This is a genomic window from Psychroserpens sp. XS_ASV72, assembly GCF_041224425.1.
Lineage (GTDB): Bacteria > Bacteroidota > Bacteroidia > Flavobacteriales > Flavobacteriaceae > Psychroserpens.
On sequence record NZ_JBGFGL010000071.1, the window covers coordinates 143,353 to 162,420 of the forward strand.

The following is a 19,068-nucleotide window of genomic DNA, read 5'->3' on the forward strand; positions in this document are numbered from 1 at the left end:
TGTCATTCCGCACTATGATACGGAATCTAAAATAAGTTGAAAAAGAAAAATTTAAGATTATGAGTGAAGATCAAATTAAAAGTTTAGAAAAACAATTTAATGAACGCATTGCTCGTGATGAAAAAATAGAGCCTAAAGATTGGATGCCAGAAAAGTATCGCCAAACACATATTAGGCAAATTTCACAACACGCACATTCGGAAATTGTTGGAATGTTACCTGAAGGCAACTGGATTACACGTGCACCTTCGTTGCGTCGTAAAGTCGCTTTGCTGGCGAAGGTACAGGACGAGGCTGGACATGGTTTATATCTGTATAGTGCTTGCGAAACCTTAGGGGTTTCTAGAGATGAACTCTATGAGCAATTGCACAGTGGAAAAGCGAAATACTCAAGTATTTTCAATTATCCAGCACTCACTTGGGCAGATATGGGAGCGATTGGTTGGTTGGTAGATGGTGCTGCCATCATTAATCAAGTGCCTTTATGTAATACCTCTTTCGGACCTTATGCTAGAGCGATGGTTCGTGTGTGTAAGGAAGAGAGTTTCCACCAAAGACAAGGATTTGAAATCATGTTGAAACTTTGCAATGGAACACCTGAACAAAAGGAAATGGCTCAAGATGCACTTAACCGTTGGTGGTGGCCAAGTTTAATGATGTTAGGGCCAACGGATGATAAATCTGTGCACACAGAACAATCCATGAAATGGAAACTCAAACGTAAAACTAATGATGAATTGCGTCAGCAGTTCATTGATCAAACCGTTCCTCAAGCGGATATTTTGGGAATTACGGTTCCTGATCCAGATTTGAAATGGAATGAAGAACGACAAAGTTACGATTTTGGTGAAATCGATTGGGATGAATTCTGGCAAGTGGTCAAAGGTCATGGACCTATGAATAAAGAACGCATGAAAGCTCGTGTTGGAGCCTGGGAACGTGGTGAATGGGTTCGCGATGCTGCAATGGCTTACGCTGAGAAAAAACAAGATCGTAAAGAAAAACAAGCAGTTTAAATAGTTTAACTTGAGATTTAAGGGTTTCATCAAAGTGTCTCTCAAGTCTCAATACTAAAATCTCAATACTTATAATTATGGCAACGAAAAAAGACTGGCCACTTTGGGAAATATTTGTAAGAAGCAAAAACGGTCTAGAGCACAGGCATTTTGGAAGTCTGCATGCAGCCGATGCCGAAATGGCACTTGAAAATGCACGTGATGTCTACACCAGACGTAATGAAGGAGTAAGTATTTGGGTCGTGGAATCCAAACACATCACGGCATCAAACCCTGAACATAATGGGGAATTGTTTGAACCAGCTCAAGATAAGGTGTATCGCCATCCTACCTTTTATGATGTTCCAGATGATGTAAAACATATGTAATGAAAAACGAAAATTTATATCAATATATACTTGGTATTGCAGATAATAGCCTAATTCTCGGTCAACGATTGGGAGAACTCTGTGGTCATGGACCTAGTTTGGAAACCGATATTGCCTGTACCAATATTTCCTTGGATTTATTCGGACAGGTAAGAAGTTATTTTCAGTATGCAGGAAAGGTTGCGGGTGACGGCAGAACAGAAGACGATATTGCGATGCTTCGGAAAGAACGTGAGTATTTAAACGTATTGTTGGTGGAACAACCTAATACCAATTTTGCTTACACCATCGCACGACAATTTTTGTTTGATGCGTACCATTTGATGTTTTTGGAAGAACTTCAGAAAAGTTCAGACTTAACCTTGTCTGCTATAGCGAACAAATGTATCAAGGAAGTGCGTTATCACGAACGCTTTTCTTCCGATTGGATCAAACGATTGGGTGATGGAACTGAAGAAAGCAAAATAAAAATACAAGAAGCTATCAACGATTTATGGCCTTACACCGATGAATTATTTCATCAAACAGAAGCCGATAAAGTGATGGTTTCCGAAGGCATAGGTGTAGATGTGACAAAACTTAAGGACACCTATTACAATAACGTCTCAAGTGTTTTAGAAGAGGCCACGTTAGAGGTCCCAGAATCCAAATATTTCCAAAAAGGAGGCAAAAAAGGAATTCACACCGAACATCTAGGATATATTTTAGCTGAGCTACAATACATGCAACGCACTTATCCTAACATGGAATGGTAATTCAAAATTTAAATGTACCTCGAGCGCAGTCGAGAGGTCTCAATACATGACAACGACAGAACAACATATCGATGAAAAATTAATCCCAATACTGGAGCAGGTCTCAGATCCTGAGATACCCGTGTTGTCGATTATGGATATGGGTGTTGTACGGTCTGCGGTTGTCTTGGATGGAAAGGTAAAGGTTCAGATTACACCAACATACAGCGGTTGTCCGGCCATGGATGTGATTGGAGACGATATCAAAAGGGCTTTGAAAAATGCAGGTTATGAAGCTGAGGTAGAATTAATTCTGCATCCTGCATGGTCAACCGATTGGATCACGCCTAAGGGTCGTAAAGCCTTAGAAGATTACGGCATCGCAGCACCTTTGGAGCCTGAGGCAGACAAAGCGGTTTTACTGCACGGCAAACGTATTGTAAAATGTACCAATTGTGGGTCAACAAACACACGATTGGTCAGTCAGTTTGGTTCAACAGCCTGTAAAGCACAATTTCAGTGCGAGGATTGTCAGGAACCATTTGACTATTTTAAATGTTTAAAATAAGTATAGCGTTACCCAAGGGTCAGGCTCTCGGCAGTCGCTTTTGGTTTTGAATAACAAAACCAAAGAGCTCCAACAAAGCCTCCATCCTTAACGCCAATTAAAATAAGGTATGAGCAATAATTCAATTCTTTTAAAAATTGAAAACAAGGTAGCGTACATCACGCTTAACCGACCAGAGGTCTTTAATAGCTTTAACCGAGAGATGGCTTTGAGTTTACAGTCCATTTTAGATGATTGTGAAACCAATCCAGACGTGAGGGCAATGGTCTTAACCGGAAGTGGAAAAGCCTTTTGTGCTGGTCAAGACCTAAAGGAAGTCACCTCACCAGAGTTGAATCCTGGATTTAAGAAAATCCTTGAGGAACATTACAATCCTATCATTTCAAGAATCAGAACCATTGAAAAACCCATCATAGCCGCCGTCAATGGTGTTGCCGCTGGAGCAGGAGCTAATATAGCCTTAGCTTGTGACGTGGTCATCGCAGATGAAAAGGCGAGTTTCATTCAAGCCTTCAGTTTAATTGGTTTGATTCCAGATAGTGCAGGAACATTTTTCCTACCAAGATTGATTGGCTTCCAAAAGGCATCTGCCTTGGCAATGTTGGGTGATAAGGTCTCAGCTCAAGAAGCAGAACGTATTGGCATGATTTATAAATATGTGCCTTCAGAAAAATTTAAGGAAGAAATTGATAATGTTGCCGCTAAGATGGCCAATTTACCAACCATGGCTTTGGGACTTATTAAGCGCACCTTTAATAAATCGCTCACAAATAACTTAGAAGAACAGTTAGCACTCGAATCTAAAAACCAAATTACAGCCGCTGGAAGTGATGATTATGCTGAAGGTGTTGCTGCATTTATTGAAAAACGTCAACCAACTTTTAAAGGAAAATAATTGTAGTGTTGTCATCCTGAACTTGTTTCAGGATCTCATCAAATAAAAAAATATGAACGTAGGAATAATAGGATCCGGAACCATGGGAAGTGGCATTGCTCAAGTTGCTGCTACGGCTGATTGCCAAGTAAAACTGTATGATACCAATCAACAGGCATTAGACAAAGCAAAGACTTCACTGGAAAAAATAATGAATCGTTTGGTTGAAAAAGGACGAATCGACACTTCTGAAAAAGAAAGAATTAAGTCTAATATTACTTATGTCGATACCCTAAAAGAATTATCAAATTCAGATTTGACTATCGAAGCCATTATTGAAAACCTAGAGATCAAGAAAAAGGTCTTTTCAGAGTTGGAAACCTACGTATCGAGCAACTGTATCATTGCATCCAACACCTCAAGTTTGTCCATAGCGTCGATTGCTTCTGCCCTTCAAAAACCTGAGCGCTGTATCGGCATTCATTTTTTTAATCCCGCACCTTTGATGAAATTGGTGGAAGTTATTCCAGCCATTCAAACTTCTAAAGCTGTTTTGGAGACTTCCGTGAACACCATTTCCGATTGGAAAAAAACCGTTGCGGTAGCTAAAGACACGCCTGGCTTTATTGTTAATAGAGTGGCGCGTCCATTTTATGGTGAAGCGTTGCGGATATATGAGGAAGGTATTGCCGATTTTGCCACGATTGATTGGAGTTTGAAGACGCTTGGCGGATTTAGAATGGGACCATTTGAACTCATGGATTTTATTGGTAACGATGTTAATTATACCGTTACGGAAACCGTTTTTGAAGCCTTTTATTTCGATCCGAGATACAAGCCTTCATTTACCCAAAAGCGTTTTTCCGAAGCTGGATACCTTGGTAGAAAGTCTGGCAAAGGTTATTATGATTATGACGAGATAGGAAAAATTAAAAATGTCAGTCATCCTGAACTTGATTCAGGATCTCATCAAGAATTGTCAGAACAAATTTTTAATCGTGTTTTGGTTATGTTAATCAACGAGGCTGCCGATGCTTTGTTTTTAAACATAGCTTCTGCAGAAGATATTGACAATGCCATGACCAAAGGTGTTAATTACCCTAAAGGATTATTGGCTTGGGCTGATGAAAAAGGTATCGATTGGTGTGTGAATCAAATGGATGTGCTTTACGATATGTATCGAGAAGACCGTTACCGTTGCAGTCCGTTATTGCGAAAAATGAAGAGGGACAATAAAACATTTTTTAATAGTAAGAGATGATAAATAGGCGGTCTTATTATTAAGTAATATAATCAATGCGAAGCATTGAGAAAAACTTTGAAATGCAGAATATAAAAATCAAATCGTTAAGAATTCAGGAAACCTTGGACTGAATTTAGATTTTATTTTTGGTTTTCAATCGGGTTTTGAGATTGAAAAATTCCTCATTTCAAATTGACTTTTTTGATTCGTTTTTGTGTCAAGACAAAAATGAATAAAGACAAAAAAAAGGTCTTTTAAAAAGAATAAATGAAAGGGATAGAAATACCACATAAAATGCTCAGTCAGGATGCCTTCAGCCAATGGTTGGGTATCGAAATCTTAGAGTGTGAAATTGGACGCTGTAAAGTGGCAATGACGATACGGAAAGAGATGTTGAATAGCATGAACAAAGCACATGGAGGCATTAGTTATGCACTTGCAGATACCGCTTTCGGATTTGCAGCCAATACACATGGCAATTATGCAGTATCCATCGAAACCAGTATCAATCATATTGAGGCTTTGGAAGAAGGTGATTATCTGGTTGCAGAATCGGTTATTGAAAAAGTAAAAACAAAATTAGGTTTCAACGTTGTTGAAGTCAAAAGAAATAATGAGTTAGTAGCCTTATTTAAAGGTGTTGTATACAGAACTCAAAAACCATGGGAAAATAATTAGTATGAAAGACGCATATATCATTGATGGTGTACGTACACCTATTGGTAATTACAAAGGAACATTAGGAGCTGTTAGAACAGATGATCTGGCTGCTTTGGTGATTGCTGAATTGGTAAATCGAAATCCAAATATTCCAAAAGAAGCCTATGACGATGTTATTTTAGGATGTGCTAATCAAGCTGGAGAAGACAACCGAAACGTAGCAAGAATGGCTGGTCTTTTGGCAGGTTTACCTTATACAGTTCCTGGTGAAACGGTTAATCGTTTGTGCAGTTCGGGATTGTCGGCAATTATTCATGCTAATCGTGCTATTAAATCTGGTGATGGCGACGTGTTTATTTCTGGAGGTGTTGAAAATATGACACGTGGACCTTATGTGATTTCAAAATCGTCTAGTGCTTTCGGAAACGATTCCAAGATGTATGACTCAAGTTTTGGATGGCGATTCATAAATCCGAAAATGCATGAAATGTATGGTACAGACGGAATGGGAAACACGGCTGAAAATCTTGTGGATAAATATGCGATTTCAAGACTAGATCAAGATAAATTTGCGCACTGGAGTCAAATGAAGGCAACCAAAGCACAAGAAAATGGACGTTTGGCAAAAGAAATCGTAACTGTCGAAATTCCGCAGCGAAAAAAAGATCCTATTCAGTTTTCAAAAGACGAGTTTATTAAGCCAAACACGAATTTAGAGATTTTAGCAAAATTGCGTCCAGCATTCCGGTCCAATGGTAGTGTCACCGCAGGAAATTCCTCTGGATTAAACGATGGCGCTGCAGCAACAATCATTGCATCAGGAGAAGCTGTAGAAAAATATAATTTGAAACCTTTGGCGAAAATAGTCAGTTCTGCTGTTGTGGGTGTCGAGCCAAGAATTATGGGTATTGGTCCTGTTGAAGCTTCCATTAAAGCTCTTACAAAAGCAGGCTTGTCTATGGATGATATAGATATCATCGAGCTCAATGAAGCTTTTGCAGCTCAAGCTTTGGCATGTGTAAGAGAATGGGGACTCGAAGATGACGATCCGAGATTGAATCCAAATGGTGGAGCGATTGCCATAGGGCACCCTTTAGGTGTTACCGGAACGAGAATTGCCTATTCTGCCGCTTTGGAACTTCAAGAACAAAATAAAAAGTACGCGCTGGTTACCATGTGTATTGGAGTTGGTCAAGGGTATGCAGCAGTTATTGAAAATGTGAATTATTAAAAAGTTGTTATTCCTACTCCGTACGGAATCTTTATAAACTTTCAAATATGAAAAAAATACAACATTACGTTCAAGGACAATGGACAACTGGCACTGAAGAGGGTACTCCAGTACTAGACGCAATCACTGGTGAAGCATTTACAAGTGTTGCCATTGAAGGACTTGACATTCCTGAAATTCTAAACTACGGAAGAACCAAAGGAGGTGAGCAGCTTCGCAAAATGACCTTTCAAGAGCGTGGAAATATGCTCAAGAAACTGGCCTTATACTTGACAAAGCGTAAGGATGCCTTTTACGAGTTGAGCTACAGAACTGGTGCTACTAAAATCGATAGCTGGATTGATATAGAAGGTGGATTTGGGAATTTATTCGCCAATGCATCGCTTCGAAAACTATTCCCTAATCAGCCGTACCACGTGGAAGGTGATCCTATCGATTTATCTCGTGGTGGACGCTTTATGGCGCATCATATCATGGTGCCTAAGCAAGGTGTAGCAATTCATATCAATGCTTTTAACTTTCCGGTTTGGGGCATGTTGGAAAAATGTGCAGTCAATTGGATGGCTGGTGTGCCTGCGGTGGTATTACCTGCACCATCCTCATCCTATTTAGCCGAAGCGGTAGCACGAACGATTATCGAATCTAAAATTTTACCGGAAGGTGCCTTACAAATCATCAATGGTACCGTCAAAACTATTTTGGATACCGTAGAATCTCAAGATGTGGTCACGTTTACGGGATCTGCTTCCACAGGAAGATTGTTGAAAACACACCCACGTTTAATAGAAGAATCAGTTCCATTTACTACTGAAGCAGATTCTCTGAATGCTTCTATTTTAGGACCAGATGCAGTTCCTGGCACTCCAGAGTTTGAACTTTTTATTAAGGAAGTTAGAAAGGAAATGACCGTTAAGGCAGGTCAAAAATGTACCGCAATTAGAAGAGCGATTGTTCCTGAAAATTTAATTGAAGATGTACAGATTGCTCTTGGAAATGCCTTGGATAAAGTATCGATCGGTGACCCAAGACTTAAGGAAGTTCGAATGGGCTCACTCATCAGTAAACAGCAAGTTGAAGCGGTTAAAAATTCAGTCAATGACTTGGCAAAAGAAGCTAAACTGGTTTATGGAAATCTCGATAAAATCGAAACGATTGGAGCCGATGCCAAAAAAGGTGCGTTTATCAGTCCGATTTTACTTCGAGCAGATCATCCATTCGACAATACTATAATTCATGAACGTGAAGCTTTTGGTCCAGTAAGTACCTTAATGCCATACAAAAGCATAGAGGAAGCTGTGGCTTTGGCTAAAATGGGTAAAGGATCTTTAGTGTCGTCTATAGTAACCAATGACGATAACATTGCGAAAGACTATGTCATCAATGCCGCTAGTCACCATGGTCGAATTTTAGTGCTCAATAGAGAAAGTGCTAAAGAAAGTACTGGTCATGGTTCACCGTTGCCTTATTTGGTTCATGGTGGTCCAGGTCGTGCTGGTGGCGGAGAAGAAATGGGAGGTATGCGAGGTATCAAACATTATTTACAACGTACTGCTATTCAGGGTTCCCCAACTTCCATCACTGAAATCACTGGAATCTATCAGCAAAACGCGAAGTATAAAGAGGCTGAGCAACATCCGTTTAAATACCATTGGGAAGACATTCAAACGGGAATGTCGATGAAAACCCATAACCGTACCATAACAGATTCAGATATCATCAACTTTTCGAATCTTACTTGGGATCATTTTTATGCGCATACCGATATTACCTCACTTGATGGAAGTATTTTTGAAAAGCGCACCGCTCATGGCTATTTTATCATTTCAGCTGCTGCTGGATTGTTTGTGTATCCAAATAAAGGACCAGTATCTGCAAATTACGGATTGGAAGAATGTCGTTTCCTTCGTCCATTGTATCATAACGATACCATCTATGTGCGATTAACTTGTAAGCAAAAAGTAGATCGTGATGTGGCTTCAGCAGAACATCCTAGCGGAATTGTAAAATGGTATGCCGAAATTTTCGATGCCAATACCGATGAAAAAGTAGCCTTTGCAACGGTTCTCACCATGGTTCAGAAAAAACAAGAGACTTTTGTTGAAATGACCGAAGAAAAAATCCAAGAATGTCTGGGTAAATTAACGGCTGATGCTAAACCAAAATGGGGAATAATGACACCTCAACACATGATCGAACATCTGGAGTATACGTATAAAATAGCTTCAGGTGAGATACAGGATTTTGAAGTAGCTACACCTGAAAAGATTTTGGAAAAGGTACACGCGAGTTTATACAACTATGACAAGTTTCCAAGGAATACTAATTTTCCACAACTTGAAAAGGATACGTTAGACGATTTGAAGCATCCTGATTTACAAACAGCAATCGAGAAATTTAACGGACAACGTGAAAAGTACCTTGCATTTTTTGAGGAACATCCAGAGGCTAAACTTAAGAATTTAGTCTTTGGTGAATTGAATCGCTACGAGTCCTATTTGTTGGAACGCAAGCATTTAAATCATCATTTTGAACAATTCGGATTATTATAACAGAACATTGTCACCTCTTATATAGAACGAGAGGCTTAATCATACAAATCAATACATGGAACCATACGTAAAACAAACCATAGAAAACCAAGTTGGATATATTGAGTTTTTTCATCCTGCGCATAACTCATTGCCTTCAAATATTTTGGCGGAATTGGCAAGAACGATAAAGAATGCTGGAGAAGATAGCAACATCAAAGTAATCGTTTTAAAAAGTGGAGGAGATCGCACATTCTGTGCTGGTGCAAGTTTTGAAGAACTCATTTCCATTGAAGATGATGAAACTGGAAAAGAATTTTTCTCTGGTTTCGCCAATGTGATCAACGCTATGCGTAAATGTCCGAAGTTTATTATCGGACGTGTACAAGGTAAAACCGTTGGAGGTGGTGTCGGTCTGGCTTCGGCAACCGATTATTGCATGGCAACTAAGTTTGCAGCCATAAAATTAAGTGAATTAAATGTTGGTATTGGTCCTTTTGTGGTTGGTCCTGCGGTTCAACGCAAATTAGGATTAAGTGCCATGTCGCAAATTGCCATTGATGCTAATTCTTTTTTTGATGCGGAATGGGCAAGACAGAAAGGCTTGTACACACAACTATTTGAAACTACTGAAGAACTTGATGAAGGTGTAAAGACCTTTGCAGAAAACCTTTGTAGTTATAATCCGAAAGCCATGACCGAAATGAAAACCATGTTTTGGCGTGGTACAGAAGATTGGGATCAGTTATTGATTCAACGTGCTAAAATAAGTGGACGATTGGTGCTAAGTGAGTTCACCAAAGAAACGTTAAAACGATTTAAATAGTGATTTACGAATTCCAAGGCTACATACCAGTTGTTCATGAAACGAGCTTTGTGCATCCTTTGGCGGCTGTAACAGGTAATGTCATTATAGGGAAACACTGCTACATTGGTCCAGGAGCTGCCATTCGTGGTGATTGGGGACAAATCATTTTGGAAGACGGTGTCAATGTACAAGAGAATTGTACAGTGCATATGTTTCCTGGGAAATCCATCACTTTAAAAGAAAGTGCCCATGTTGGTCATGGTGCCATTATTCATGGGGCAAATTTGGGTAGAAACTGTTTAATCGGAATGAATACAGTCATTATGGACGATGCTGAAATAGGTGATGAATGTATTGTTGGAGCTATGTCATTTGTGAAAGCTGAAACCAAAATTCCAAATCGGAGTTTAGTCGTTGGGAATCCTGCAAAAATTATTAAGGAAGTTAGTGACGACATGATTGCTTGGAAGACCAAAGGCACACAGTTATACCAGCAATTACCAAAAGAATGTCATGATACGTTAAAAGAAGTAGAGCCTTTAAGAGACGTTCCAAAAGATAGAATATTACAAGACGATGTTTATGCCACGCTTCGTGATTTTATGAAAAAATAACCATGTCGAAAGTAGAATTTAAAATGCCCAAGTTGGGTGAGAGTATAACAGAAGCAGCCATTATCACATGGTTCAAAAATGTAGGTGATACGATTGAAGAAGATGAAATGCTTCTAGAAGTTGCTACAGACAAAGTAGATTCGGAAGTGCCTTCAAATGTATCTGGTACGATTGAAAAAATTCTTTTTGAAGCCAATGAAGTCATTAAAATTGGTGAAACCATAGCCATCATTAATGCTGATGGTTCGCAGTCGGGTGCAAAGAAAAAATCCAAACCTCAAGCAGAACAATCAAAACCGATGGAGCCATCTTCAAAAAAAGATATCTCTAAAAAGAAACGTACTGTTATTTCAAATGCAACACAAGTTCCTGCCTCAACAGCATTTACGGTTTCAGATACAGACCGATTTTTTTCACCTTTAGTCATTTCTATAGCCAAACAACACCATATCAGTTTTGAAGAATTGGCTCGGATTCCTGCTACAGGTCATGACGGACGTTTGCGTAAAAGTGATGTGTTTCAGTATATTGAAGAGGGACGACCATACCAATTTGCACAACCAGTAGTTCAGGATCCAACAGCGTATCGCATTCCACAATTGGAATTCGATAAAGGCAAAGGAAAAATTGTAGAAATGGATCGTATGCGCCAGATGATTGCTGATCACATGGTGTATTCCAAACATACTTCGCCACATGTTACAGCTTACGTAGAAGCCGATCTGACCAATATGGTGGCATGGCGAAACAAGCACAAAAAGGCGTTCGAAAAGAAATATGGCGAACGCTTAACGTTTACACCATTGTTTGTTGAGGCGGTTGCAAAAGCCATAAAGGATTTTCCAAATATCAATGCTTCAGTTGATGGAAAACATATCATTGTAAAAGACGATATCAATATTGGAATGGCTACGGCCTTACCAAGTGGGAATCTAATTGTTCCTGTGGTAAGAAATGCCGATACAAAAGATTTGAAGGCTTTAGCAGCCAATGTAAATGAATTGGCTACAAAGGCAAGGGATAACAAGCTACAAGCAGATGACATCAGTGGAAGTACCTTTACCATTTCCAATGTAGGAACTTTTGGTAGCGTCATGGGAACACCAATCATCAATCAGCCCGAAGTTGCCATTCTCGCATTAGGTATCATTAAAAAGCGTCCTGAAGTTATTGAAACAGAAAAAGGTGATGAAATTGCCGTCAGAAGTATGATGTACTTATCGCTGTCTTTTGACCATCGCGTGGTAGATGGATTTCTAGGCGGAAGTTTTGTGCGACGTGTTGCCGACTATTTTGAACAGTTTGATGTAGAAAGAACTATATGAAAAAAGACATATTAAAAAAGGGATTTTCCAATTTATGTACTGCTAAAGCCATGGCAGAGTTGTATGAAGCTAATTTTAAGCAGGTTTCCAAATATGTGCATGCTACCTCAAGAGGACATGAAGCCATTCAAACGGCCTTGGGTATGCAATTGCTACCTCAAGACTATGCCTTTCCCTATTACAGAGACGATGCGATGCTCTTGTCGTTTGGTTTGGAGCCTTATGATGTGATGTTGCAATTGCTGGCTAAAAAAGAGGATCCGTTTTCTGGAGGAAGAACCTATTATTCGCATCCCAGTTTAAAGGATGACGATAAACCAAAAATACCACATCAATCCTCAGCAACTGGAATGCAAGCAATTCCTGCGACAGGAGTGGCTATGGGAATGCAATACTTGGAAAAACAAAACCTTAACAATCCGAATGTAGCTGATAAAGACAATACCTCTAAGTTAAAACCCATAACGGTTTGTTCTTTAGGTGATGCTTCTGTTACTGAAGGCGAAATAGCTGAAGCCTTTCAGATGGCAGCCTTGAAGCAAATGCCAATACTATATTTGGTACAGGACAATGGTTGGGATATTTCAGCTAATGAAGCTGAAACCAGAGCGCAGAATGCTGCGGAATATGCGCAAGGGTTTCACGGATTGGAAGCGGTTTCTATCGATGGTGCTAATTTTATTGAAAGTTATAACGCTTTGGAAAAGGTTATCGCTACTATTAGAAAAGAACGTCGTCCATTTTTGGTGCATGCCAAAGTGCCATTATTAAATCACCATACGTCTGGTGTTCGCATGGAATGGTATCGCGATGATTTGGAAGAAGCCAAGTCGAGAGATCCTTATCCAGTACTCAAACAACAATTATTGGATAATGGGTTTACTCAAAAAGAAGTCAAAGCTATTGAGGATGCTGCAGAGAAAAAAGTCAAATCCGATTTTAAAAAAGCCCTAAAAGCTGAAGACCCAAAGCCTGAGGATTTGTTTACCCATGATTTTGTGCCAACACCAATTACTGAGGAAAAAGGAGAACGCTCACCTAAAGGAGCCGATAAAGTGGTAATGGTCGATTGTGCTTTGTTTGCTGTAGAGGAATTGATGAGAAAACATAAAGAATGTTTGTTGTATGGTCAGGATGTTGGAGGGCGACTTGGTGGTGTGTTCCGTGAAGCTGCAACCTTAGCCCAAAAATTTGGTGACGATCGCGTATTCAATACACCAATTCAAGAAGCTTTTATTGTAGGTTCAACGGTAGGTATGAGCGCAGTTGGTTTAAAACCAATCGTTGAGGTGCAGTTTGCAGATTATATTTGGCCAGGATTAAACCAGCTGTTTACTGAAGTTAGTCGAAGTTGTTATTTGTCCAATGGCAAATGGCCAGTGAGCATGATTTTACGTGTACCAATTGGAGCCTATGGAAGTGGTGGACCTTACCACTCTTCTTCGGTAGAAAGTGTTATCACAAATATTCGTGGGATTAAAATAGCCTATCCAAGCAATGGTGCAGATTTAAAAGGTTTGATGAAAGCGGCTTACTACGATCCAAATCCTGTGGTGATTCTAGAGCATAAAGGTTTGTATTGGTCAAAAGTGCCAGGAACTCAAGGAGCAACTTCTGTAGAGCCAGATGAAGATTATGTGTTACCTTTTGGAAAGGCTTGGGTATTACAGGAAATATGGAAGCAGGAAAATGTTGAAACCCTAACGATTGTGACCTATGGCATGGGAGTCCATTGGGCTTACAATGCTTCAGGTGAATTAGGAATGCGAGATCAGATTGAGATTATTGATTTGAGAACCTTGTATCCATTAGATGAAGATACCATTATGAAGTCTGTTAAGAAAACCGGAAAATGTTTAGTAGTTACAGAGGAACCTTCCAATAACAGTTTTGCTTTAGCGTTAGCTGGAAAAATCCAAGAACAGTGTTTTAAATTTCTCGACGCTCCAGTCATGACTATAGGTAGTGAAAATATGCCAGCGATTCCATTGAATTCAACTTTAGAGCAGACCATGATTCCATCGACAGAAAAAGTAAAAGCTAAAATAGAGGAGTTAATTAATTATTAGCTTTTATTTTGTATATTGAATCCCATAAATAAATTTAAATTATTATGAAAAAAAGTATTCTATTTATAGCAGTAGCAGTGTTTATGTTTTTAGGAAATCAGGCGGTTGATGCGCAAGCCAAAATTAAAAATAACACGCAAACTCAAGTTTCTGAAACTGTACAAGCTACAGCTAAAACCAAAACAACTAAGCTCGTGCGAGCACTAGAATTAAGTAGCAAACAACAAGAGCAGGTATATAATCTCTTTCTTAAATCTGAAGAGAAACTTAGTAAAGCAAGTTCTGAAATAGAAGGGAAGGAACTTAATGCTAAGCAAGCTAAAATGGACAAATATGTTGAAGCTAAAATGAAAGAGATACTGAAAGAGGAGCAGTATAAAAAATATTTAAATCTTGCTAAAGATTTATAATGAGTTATCAAATTAAAAAAAGCGACCAATTTTGGTCGCTTTTTTTATATATCATATTCTGATAAGGGCTTGGTGAATTTTTCTGGATTTGCAGCCAAGTGATATCTTGGATCGTCTATCGCTTCAATAATAACTTCTTTAAATTTTGGATTTGCCTTATACAAAAGAGTTTTGCAGTCTTCACTTAAATGTTTTAGCTTAATTGACTTTCCTTCAGCTTCATACTTGTTTACTAAATTGAAAATAGCCTCAAGAGCAGAATGGTCACTTACCCTTGATTCAACAAAGTCTATCTCAACTTGTTGTGGATCGTTTTTTACATCAAATTTACTATTGAAGTTTTGAATGGATCCAAAGAACAAAGGGCCCCAAATTTCATAAATTTTAGTCCCATCATCCTTATATCGCTTTCGAGCTCTAATCATCAAGGCGTTTTTCCAAGCAAAGACCAATGCCGAAATAATAACACCAGCTATAACAGCGATGGCTAAATCTTTCCAAACGGTAATAGCTGAAACAGCAATTAATACGATAGCGTCAGATAGCGGTATTTTTCTGATAATCCTAAAACTACTCCATGCAAAGGTCCCAATAACGACCATAAACATCACTCCAACAAGTGCAGCAATTGGAATTTGTTCAATTAATGGGGCTCCAAAAAGCACAAAGCACAATAAAGCAATGGCAGCCACAGCGCCAGAAAGTCGACCGCGACCTCCAGAATCTACATTAATGATAGATTGGCCAATCATAGCACATCCACCCATGCCTCCAAAAAGTCCGTTAAGTATATTGGCGCCACCTTGAGCAACACATTCGCGGTTACCGTTTCCACGAGTTTCGGTGATTTCATCAATTAGGTTTAGGGTCATTAATGATTCTATTAAGCCAACAGCAGCTAAGATAAAAGCTGTTGAAAAAATCAAACTCCAATGTCCTGAAAGGGTATCGAACAATCCGAAAATCTGACTTTGAAACGTAGGCAAACCACCTTTTAGTCCTTCGCCACCACCATCTCTAATGAATGATCCTACAGTATTCATTTCAATACCTGTGGAAATAGTGATTCCAGCAACAACGATAATAGCAATCAATGCAGCTGGTATTTTTTTAGTAAGTTTTGGTAAACCGAACATGATTCCCATGGTCAAACCAATAAAGCCTAGCATTTTCCATAAGGTTACATTTGAAAATAGATAGGAAAACCATTCTGAAGTGTTATTCCAAATCGAAATGTCTTTTGGAACAGCGTTAGGGAACATACCGAGTTGCGATATGAAAATAACAATAGCTAAACCATTAACAAATCCCATCATAACCGGATGGGGTATAAGTCGAACAAATTTGCCAAGCTTAAATATACCTGCTGAAATTTGAATGGCACCAACTATAAGTAAAGTTATAAATAGCCATTGCAATCCTAAGTTTTCAATGGGTGTTTCCAAACTTAGTCCAACTGAATTCCCTTTTTGAATCAAATGTACCATTACAACTGCCATAGCACCAGTAGCACCTGAAATCATTCCTGGTCGACCACCAAACAAAGCGGTTACAATTCCCATCATAAATGCGCCATATAGACCTACGAGTGGAGGAACGCCAGCCACAAATGCAAAAGCTACAGCTTCAGGAACTAGTGCTAAAGCCACAGTCAATCCTGATAAGATGTCGTTTTTTGGATTTTGAGTAAAATTTTTTCTAGTTGTTTGACCTAAAATCATAATATCTGTTCTTAGAAGTCGGCAAAGATAGGTTTTTCTAACTAAAGCTTAAAGATAGATTCCATGAACAAAAAAAGCATCAATGAAACATTGATGCTTTAATCTGTTTTATGTGTAAATTTTTTACTGGGTTAAACCTGGAGGATACTTTTCCATGATTTTTGCCACAAAATCTTTAATTTGCTCTTCTTTCTTTTCCATATTTTGGGAAATAACTCCAGTTCCCATGCCTTGCCAAATCAATTGCTTGTTTTTAGTATCGATTATATCAATAAAAAGCGTGCCTTCAGATTGAGTAGATACTACAGGCTGTCGGTTCCAACCCCAACCCCAACCTGGACCAAAGCCTCCCCAGCCCCAGCCACCAATGCCCCAAGCATTGTTGTAAACATTGACACGTTGTTGAGATTTGGTAAAAATACTAATAAGCATATCAGGATTTTCAGATTTTGTAAAGCCTTTAGCAAGTAATTCAGATTCGATGGCTCTGAGGATTCTTCTTTTGTCTAAATCGCTAATTTCTGCTTTGTCAATTCCGGTCTTAAAGAATGCAAAAGTTTTATAAGATTGGAAATTAGCCTCTTTATCATAATCTGTGGCAACTCTAACAGAGCTACATGAGGTCATAAAAAACATTACGACCAAAATAGGTATAACTTTTAATGTGTTTTTCATAGCAGTATTTTTTAAATTATAACGAGTCAAGTAAGTCTTTGTCTACAAAATTTGGAAGGGTCACCTTCAAATTTGGCTCTACTTCCATAGCGCGTTTAATGGCAAATATGGCACCTTCATTTCGCGCCCAATTGCGTCTCGCAATTCCATTATTAACGTCCCAAAACAACATTGATTTTAAACGTTTTTCCGCTTCTTTACTACCATCAAGAACCATACCAAATCCACCATTGATTACTTCGCCCCAACCAACACCACCACCATTGTGGATGCTTACCCAAGTAGCGCCTCTAAAACTATCTCCAATGACATTGTGAATGGCCATATCAGCAGTAAACCTTGAGCCATCATAGATATTACTAGTTTCTCGATAAGGAGAATCTGTTCCTGAAACGTCATGATGATCTCGTCCAAGAATAACAGGTCCAATGCGTCCTTCTTTAATGGCGTTATTGAAAGCTTCAGCAATTTTCATCCGTCCTTCGGCATCTGCATATAAAATTCTGGCTTGAGAACCTACCACTAAATTATTGTCTTGAGCACCTTTAATCCATTGGATGTTATCTGACATTTGTTGCTGAATCTCCTTTGGTGAATGACTTTTGATGTCTTCAAGAACATCACAGGCTATTTGATCTGTTTTTGCCAAATCTTCAGCTTTACCTGAAGCACAAACCCATCTAAAGGGTCCAAAACCATAATCAAAACACATTGGTCCCATGATATCCTGAACATAACTTGGGTATTTGAATTCCCTTCCCAATTCTTGTTTTTCAGACATCACATCAGCACCAGCTCTTGAGGCTTCCAGCAAAAAGGCGTTTCCGTAATCAAAGAAATAGGTGCCTTTTGCTGTATGCTTATTAATGGCAGAAGCATGACGACGTAATGATTCCTGGACTTTAGTCTTGAATAATTGTGGATTTTCAGACATCATTTCGTTGGCGTCCTCAAAAGACATGCCTACAGGATAGTAGCCTCCAGCCCAAGGATTGTGGAGTGAGGTTTGGTCACTTCCCAAGTCAATTTGAATATTTTCCTTATCAAAAGTTTCCCATACGTCGACAACATTTCCCAAATAGGCAATAGATACCGTTTCTTTATTTGCTTTGGCTTGTTTGACACGTTTTACGAGTTCATCCAAATCTGTAATTTTTTCATCAATCCATTTTTGGTCCAAACGAACTTGAGTGATTTTAGGATTTACTTCTGCACAAACAGTGATACAACCAGCAATGTTTCCAGCTTTGGGTTGTGCCCCAGACATGCCTCCTAAACCAGATGTCACAAATAGATGGCCTTGAGGCTCTTTGTTGATTTTTCTAAAACCGTTTAAAACGGTAATGGTTGTTCCATGTACGATGCCTTGCGGACCAATATACATATAGCTTCCTGCGGTCATTTGCCCATATTGAGTTACTCCTAAGGCATTGAATTTTTCCCAGTCATCTGGTTTTGAATAATTAGGAATCATCATTCCATTGGTGACCACAACTCGTGGTGCTTCTTTATGGCTAGGAAATAATCCTAAAGGATGTCCAGAATACATGACAAGTGTTTGCTCATCAGTCATTTCTGAAAGATATTTCATGGTTAATCGATACTGCGCCCAATTAGAAAATACAGCACCATTGCCACCATAGGTGATCAACTCATGAGGATGTTGCGCTACAGCATAATCTAGATTATTTTGAATCATCAACATGATAGCTGCAGCTTGCTTAGACTTGGCTGGATACTCTTCAATTGGTCGAGCATACATTTTATAATCTGGACGGAATCTGTACATGTAAATACGACCATAGGTTTCGAGCTCTTCATTAAACTCATGAATTAAATCAGCATGAAGTGACGGATCAAAATAGCGCAGTGCATTTTGTAATGCTAAAGCCTTCTCTTGTTTAGTAAGGATATCTTTGCGCTTGGGAGCATGGTTGATTGAAGGATCATAAGCCTTTGGCTCTGGTAAGGTTTTAGGGATACCTTCTTTGATTTGATTTTGAAACGATACAGTAGTGATTTCCATTACTTTTGTTTTAAAGAATTTTTATCGAAACCATAAGGACAATGTCTGCAGCCGCTTTCACAGCAATAGCCTCTTTTTAAAAGATATTGTTCAGTAAAACAGCGATAGCCTTCTGGAGTTATATAGTAATCGCCTTCTTCTAAAGGGATGATTTTTTTCATACCTTACAAAGATAAGGCAAATTGGATTGATTTTTGA

18 protein-coding genes are annotated in these 19,068 nt (G+C 38.9%); 14 read left to right on the forward strand and 4 right to left on the reverse strand.

Annotation, left to right across the window (positions count from 1 at the left end):
- The first annotated feature begins 59 nt into the window (after window positions 1-59).
- From paaA to AB9K26_RS04470, 14 genes are all read left to right on the forward strand, one after another.
- Window positions 60-1,016: a 1,2-phenylacetyl-CoA epoxidase subunit PaaA gene (paaA, locus tag AB9K26_RS04405; protein ID WP_369971328.1), complete on the forward strand. Its 957-nt coding sequence runs from the start codon at window positions 60-62 to the stop codon at window positions 1,014-1,016.
- A 77-nt stretch (window positions 1,017-1,093) separates the two neighbouring features.
- Window positions 1,094-1,384 carry a 1,2-phenylacetyl-CoA epoxidase subunit PaaB gene (gene paaB, locus AB9K26_RS04410; RefSeq protein ID WP_369971329.1) on the forward strand — a complete coding sequence of 97 codons (291 nt, stop codon included), beginning with the start codon at window positions 1,094-1,096 and terminating at the stop codon, window positions 1,382-1,384.
- On the forward strand, window positions 1,384-2,139 hold the full coding sequence (paaC, locus tag AB9K26_RS04415; RefSeq protein ID WP_369971330.1) for a 1,2-phenylacetyl-CoA epoxidase subunit PaaC: 756 nt from the start codon (window positions 1,384-1,386) through the stop codon (window positions 2,137-2,139). The genes paaB and paaC overlap by 1 nt, the downstream gene beginning before the upstream one ends.
- Window positions 2,140-2,185: 46 nt before the next feature.
- Window positions 2,186-2,686 carry a 1,2-phenylacetyl-CoA epoxidase subunit PaaD gene (gene paaD, locus AB9K26_RS04420; RefSeq protein ID WP_369971331.1) on the forward strand — a complete coding sequence of 167 codons (501 nt, stop codon included), beginning with the start codon at window positions 2,186-2,188 and terminating at the stop codon, window positions 2,684-2,686.
- Window positions 2,687-2,795: 109 nt separating this feature from the next.
- A complete protein-coding gene (locus tag AB9K26_RS04425) occupies window positions 2,796-3,581 on the forward strand; it encodes an enoyl-CoA hydratase-related protein (RefSeq protein WP_369971332.1) in 786 nt (261 codons plus the stop codon).
- Between the two features lie 52 nt (window positions 3,582-3,633).
- Window positions 3,634-4,821: a 3-hydroxyacyl-CoA dehydrogenase NAD-binding domain-containing protein gene (locus tag AB9K26_RS04430; protein WP_369971333.1), complete on the forward strand. Its 1,188-nt coding sequence runs from the start codon at window positions 3,634-3,636 to the stop codon at window positions 4,819-4,821.
- Window positions 4,822-5,070: 249 nt separating this feature from the next.
- A complete protein-coding gene (locus tag AB9K26_RS04435) occupies window positions 5,071-5,481 on the forward strand; it encodes a PaaI family thioesterase (protein ID WP_369971334.1) in 411 nt (136 codons plus the stop codon).
- A 1-nt stretch (window position 5,482) separates the two neighbouring features.
- Window positions 5,483-6,694: a 3-oxoadipyl-CoA thiolase gene (gene pcaF, locus AB9K26_RS04440; RefSeq protein WP_369971335.1), complete on the forward strand. Its 1,212-nt coding sequence runs from the start codon at window positions 5,483-5,485 to the stop codon at window positions 6,692-6,694.
- 47 nt (window positions 6,695-6,741) lie between these two features.
- Entirely contained in the window at window positions 6,742-9,243 is a 2,502-nt protein-coding gene (gene paaZ / locus AB9K26_RS04445) for a phenylacetic acid degradation bifunctional protein PaaZ (RefSeq protein ID WP_369971336.1), read from the forward strand.
- A gap of 55 nt (window positions 9,244-9,298) precedes the next feature.
- Window positions 9,299-10,048: an enoyl-CoA hydratase/isomerase family protein gene (locus AB9K26_RS04450; RefSeq protein ID WP_369971337.1), complete on the forward strand. Its 750-nt coding sequence runs from the start codon at window positions 9,299-9,301 to the stop codon at window positions 10,046-10,048.
- Window positions 10,048-10,644: a transferase hexapeptide repeat family protein gene (locus AB9K26_RS04455; RefSeq protein ID WP_369971338.1), complete on the forward strand. Its 597-nt coding sequence runs from the start codon at window positions 10,048-10,050 to the stop codon at window positions 10,642-10,644. The genes AB9K26_RS04450 and AB9K26_RS04455 overlap by 1 nt, the downstream gene beginning before the upstream one ends.
- 2 nt (window positions 10,645-10,646) lie before the next feature.
- Window positions 10,647-11,969 carry a dihydrolipoamide acetyltransferase family protein gene (locus AB9K26_RS04460; protein WP_369971339.1) on the forward strand — a complete coding sequence of 441 codons (1,323 nt, stop codon included), beginning with the start codon at window positions 10,647-10,649 and terminating at the stop codon, window positions 11,967-11,969.
- The gene (locus tag AB9K26_RS04465; RefSeq protein ID WP_369971340.1) at window positions 11,966-14,038 is read left to right on the forward strand and encodes a thiamine pyrophosphate-dependent enzyme; all 2,073 of its coding nucleotides are present in this window, start codon (window positions 11,966-11,968) and stop codon (window positions 14,036-14,038) included. Before AB9K26_RS04460 ends, AB9K26_RS04465 begins: the two co-directional genes overlap by 4 nt.
- Window positions 14,039-14,082: 44 nt before the next feature.
- A complete protein-coding gene (locus AB9K26_RS04470) occupies window positions 14,083-14,448 on the forward strand; it encodes a hypothetical protein (RefSeq protein ID WP_369971341.1) in 366 nt (121 codons plus the stop codon).
- Window positions 14,449-14,492: 44 nt separating this feature from the next.
- On the opposite strand, the gene AB9K26_RS04475 is transcribed toward AB9K26_RS04470, so the two are convergent.
- From AB9K26_RS04475 to AB9K26_RS04490, 4 genes are all read right to left on the reverse strand, one after another.
- Window positions 14,493-16,169, reverse strand: a complete 1,677-nt coding sequence (locus AB9K26_RS04475; RefSeq protein WP_369971342.1) for a SulP family inorganic anion transporter — start codon at window positions 16,167-16,169, stop codon at window positions 14,493-14,495.
- Between the two features lie 123 nt (window positions 16,170-16,292).
- A complete protein-coding gene (locus AB9K26_RS04480) occupies window positions 16,293-16,844 on the reverse strand; it encodes a DUF4136 domain-containing protein (RefSeq protein WP_369971343.1) in 552 nt (183 codons plus the stop codon).
- Between the two features lie 16 nt (window positions 16,845-16,860).
- Entirely contained in the window at window positions 16,861-18,870 is a 2,010-nt protein-coding gene (locus AB9K26_RS04485) for a urocanate hydratase (protein WP_369971344.1), read from the reverse strand.
- Window positions 18,870-19,031 (reverse strand): DUF5522 domain-containing protein, encoded by a 162-nt coding sequence (locus AB9K26_RS04490; protein WP_369971345.1) that lies wholly within the window; start codon window positions 19,029-19,031, stop codon window positions 18,870-18,872. The genes AB9K26_RS04485 and AB9K26_RS04490 overlap by 1 nt, the downstream gene beginning before the upstream one ends.
- Window positions 19,032-19,068 lie beyond the last annotated feature (37 nt).

Excerpts from the sequence above, each read along its gene's own strand:
- paaB (WP_369971329.1), top strand. The coding sequence starts at position 1,094 with ATGGCAACGAAAAAAGACTGGCCACTTTGGGAAATATTTGTAAGAAGC.
- AB9K26_RS04435 (WP_369971334.1), top strand. The coding sequence starts at position 5,071 with ATGAAAGGGATAGAAATACCACATAAAATGCTCAGTCAGGATGCCTTC.
- AB9K26_RS04475 (WP_369971342.1), bottom strand. The coding sequence starts at position 16,169 with ATGATTTTAGGTCAAACAACTAGAAAAAATTTTACTCAAAATCCAAAA.
- AB9K26_RS04480 (WP_369971343.1), bottom strand. The coding sequence starts at position 16,844 with ATGAAAAACACATTAAAAGTTATACCTATTTTGGTCGTAATGTTTTTT.
- AB9K26_RS04430 (WP_369971333.1), top strand. The coding sequence starts at position 3,634 with ATGAACGTAGGAATAATAGGATCCGGAACCATGGGAAGTGGCATTGCT.
- AB9K26_RS04465 (WP_369971340.1), top strand. The coding sequence starts at position 11,966 with ATGAAAAAAGACATATTAAAAAAGGGATTTTCCAATTTATGTACTGCT.
- AB9K26_RS04490 (WP_369971345.1), bottom strand. The coding sequence starts at position 19,031 with ATGAAAAAAATCATCCCTTTAGAAGAAGGCGATTACTATATAACTCCA.
- AB9K26_RS04485 (WP_369971344.1), bottom strand. The coding sequence starts at position 18,870 with ATGGAAATCACTACTGTATCGTTTCAAAATCAAATCAAAGAAGGTATC.
- paaA (WP_369971328.1), top strand. The coding sequence starts at position 60 with ATGAGTGAAGATCAAATTAAAAGTTTAGAAAAACAATTTAATGAACGC.
- paaZ (WP_369971336.1), top strand. The coding sequence starts at position 6,742 with ATGAAAAAAATACAACATTACGTTCAAGGACAATGGACAACTGGCACT.
- AB9K26_RS04425 (WP_369971332.1), top strand. The coding sequence starts at position 2,796 with ATGAGCAATAATTCAATTCTTTTAAAAATTGAAAACAAGGTAGCGTAC.
- pcaF (WP_369971335.1), top strand. The coding sequence starts at position 5,483 with ATGAAAGACGCATATATCATTGATGGTGTACGTACACCTATTGGTAAT.
- AB9K26_RS04460 (WP_369971339.1), top strand. The coding sequence starts at position 10,647 with ATGTCGAAAGTAGAATTTAAAATGCCCAAGTTGGGTGAGAGTATAACA.
- paaD (WP_369971331.1), top strand. The coding sequence starts at position 2,186 with ATGACAACGACAGAACAACATATCGATGAAAAATTAATCCCAATACTG.
- AB9K26_RS04450 (WP_369971337.1), top strand. The coding sequence starts at position 9,299 with ATGGAACCATACGTAAAACAAACCATAGAAAACCAAGTTGGATATATT.
- paaC (WP_369971330.1), top strand. The coding sequence starts at position 1,384 with ATGAAAAACGAAAATTTATATCAATATATACTTGGTATTGCAGATAAT.
- AB9K26_RS04470 (WP_369971341.1), top strand. The coding sequence starts at position 14,083 with ATGAAAAAAAGTATTCTATTTATAGCAGTAGCAGTGTTTATGTTTTTA.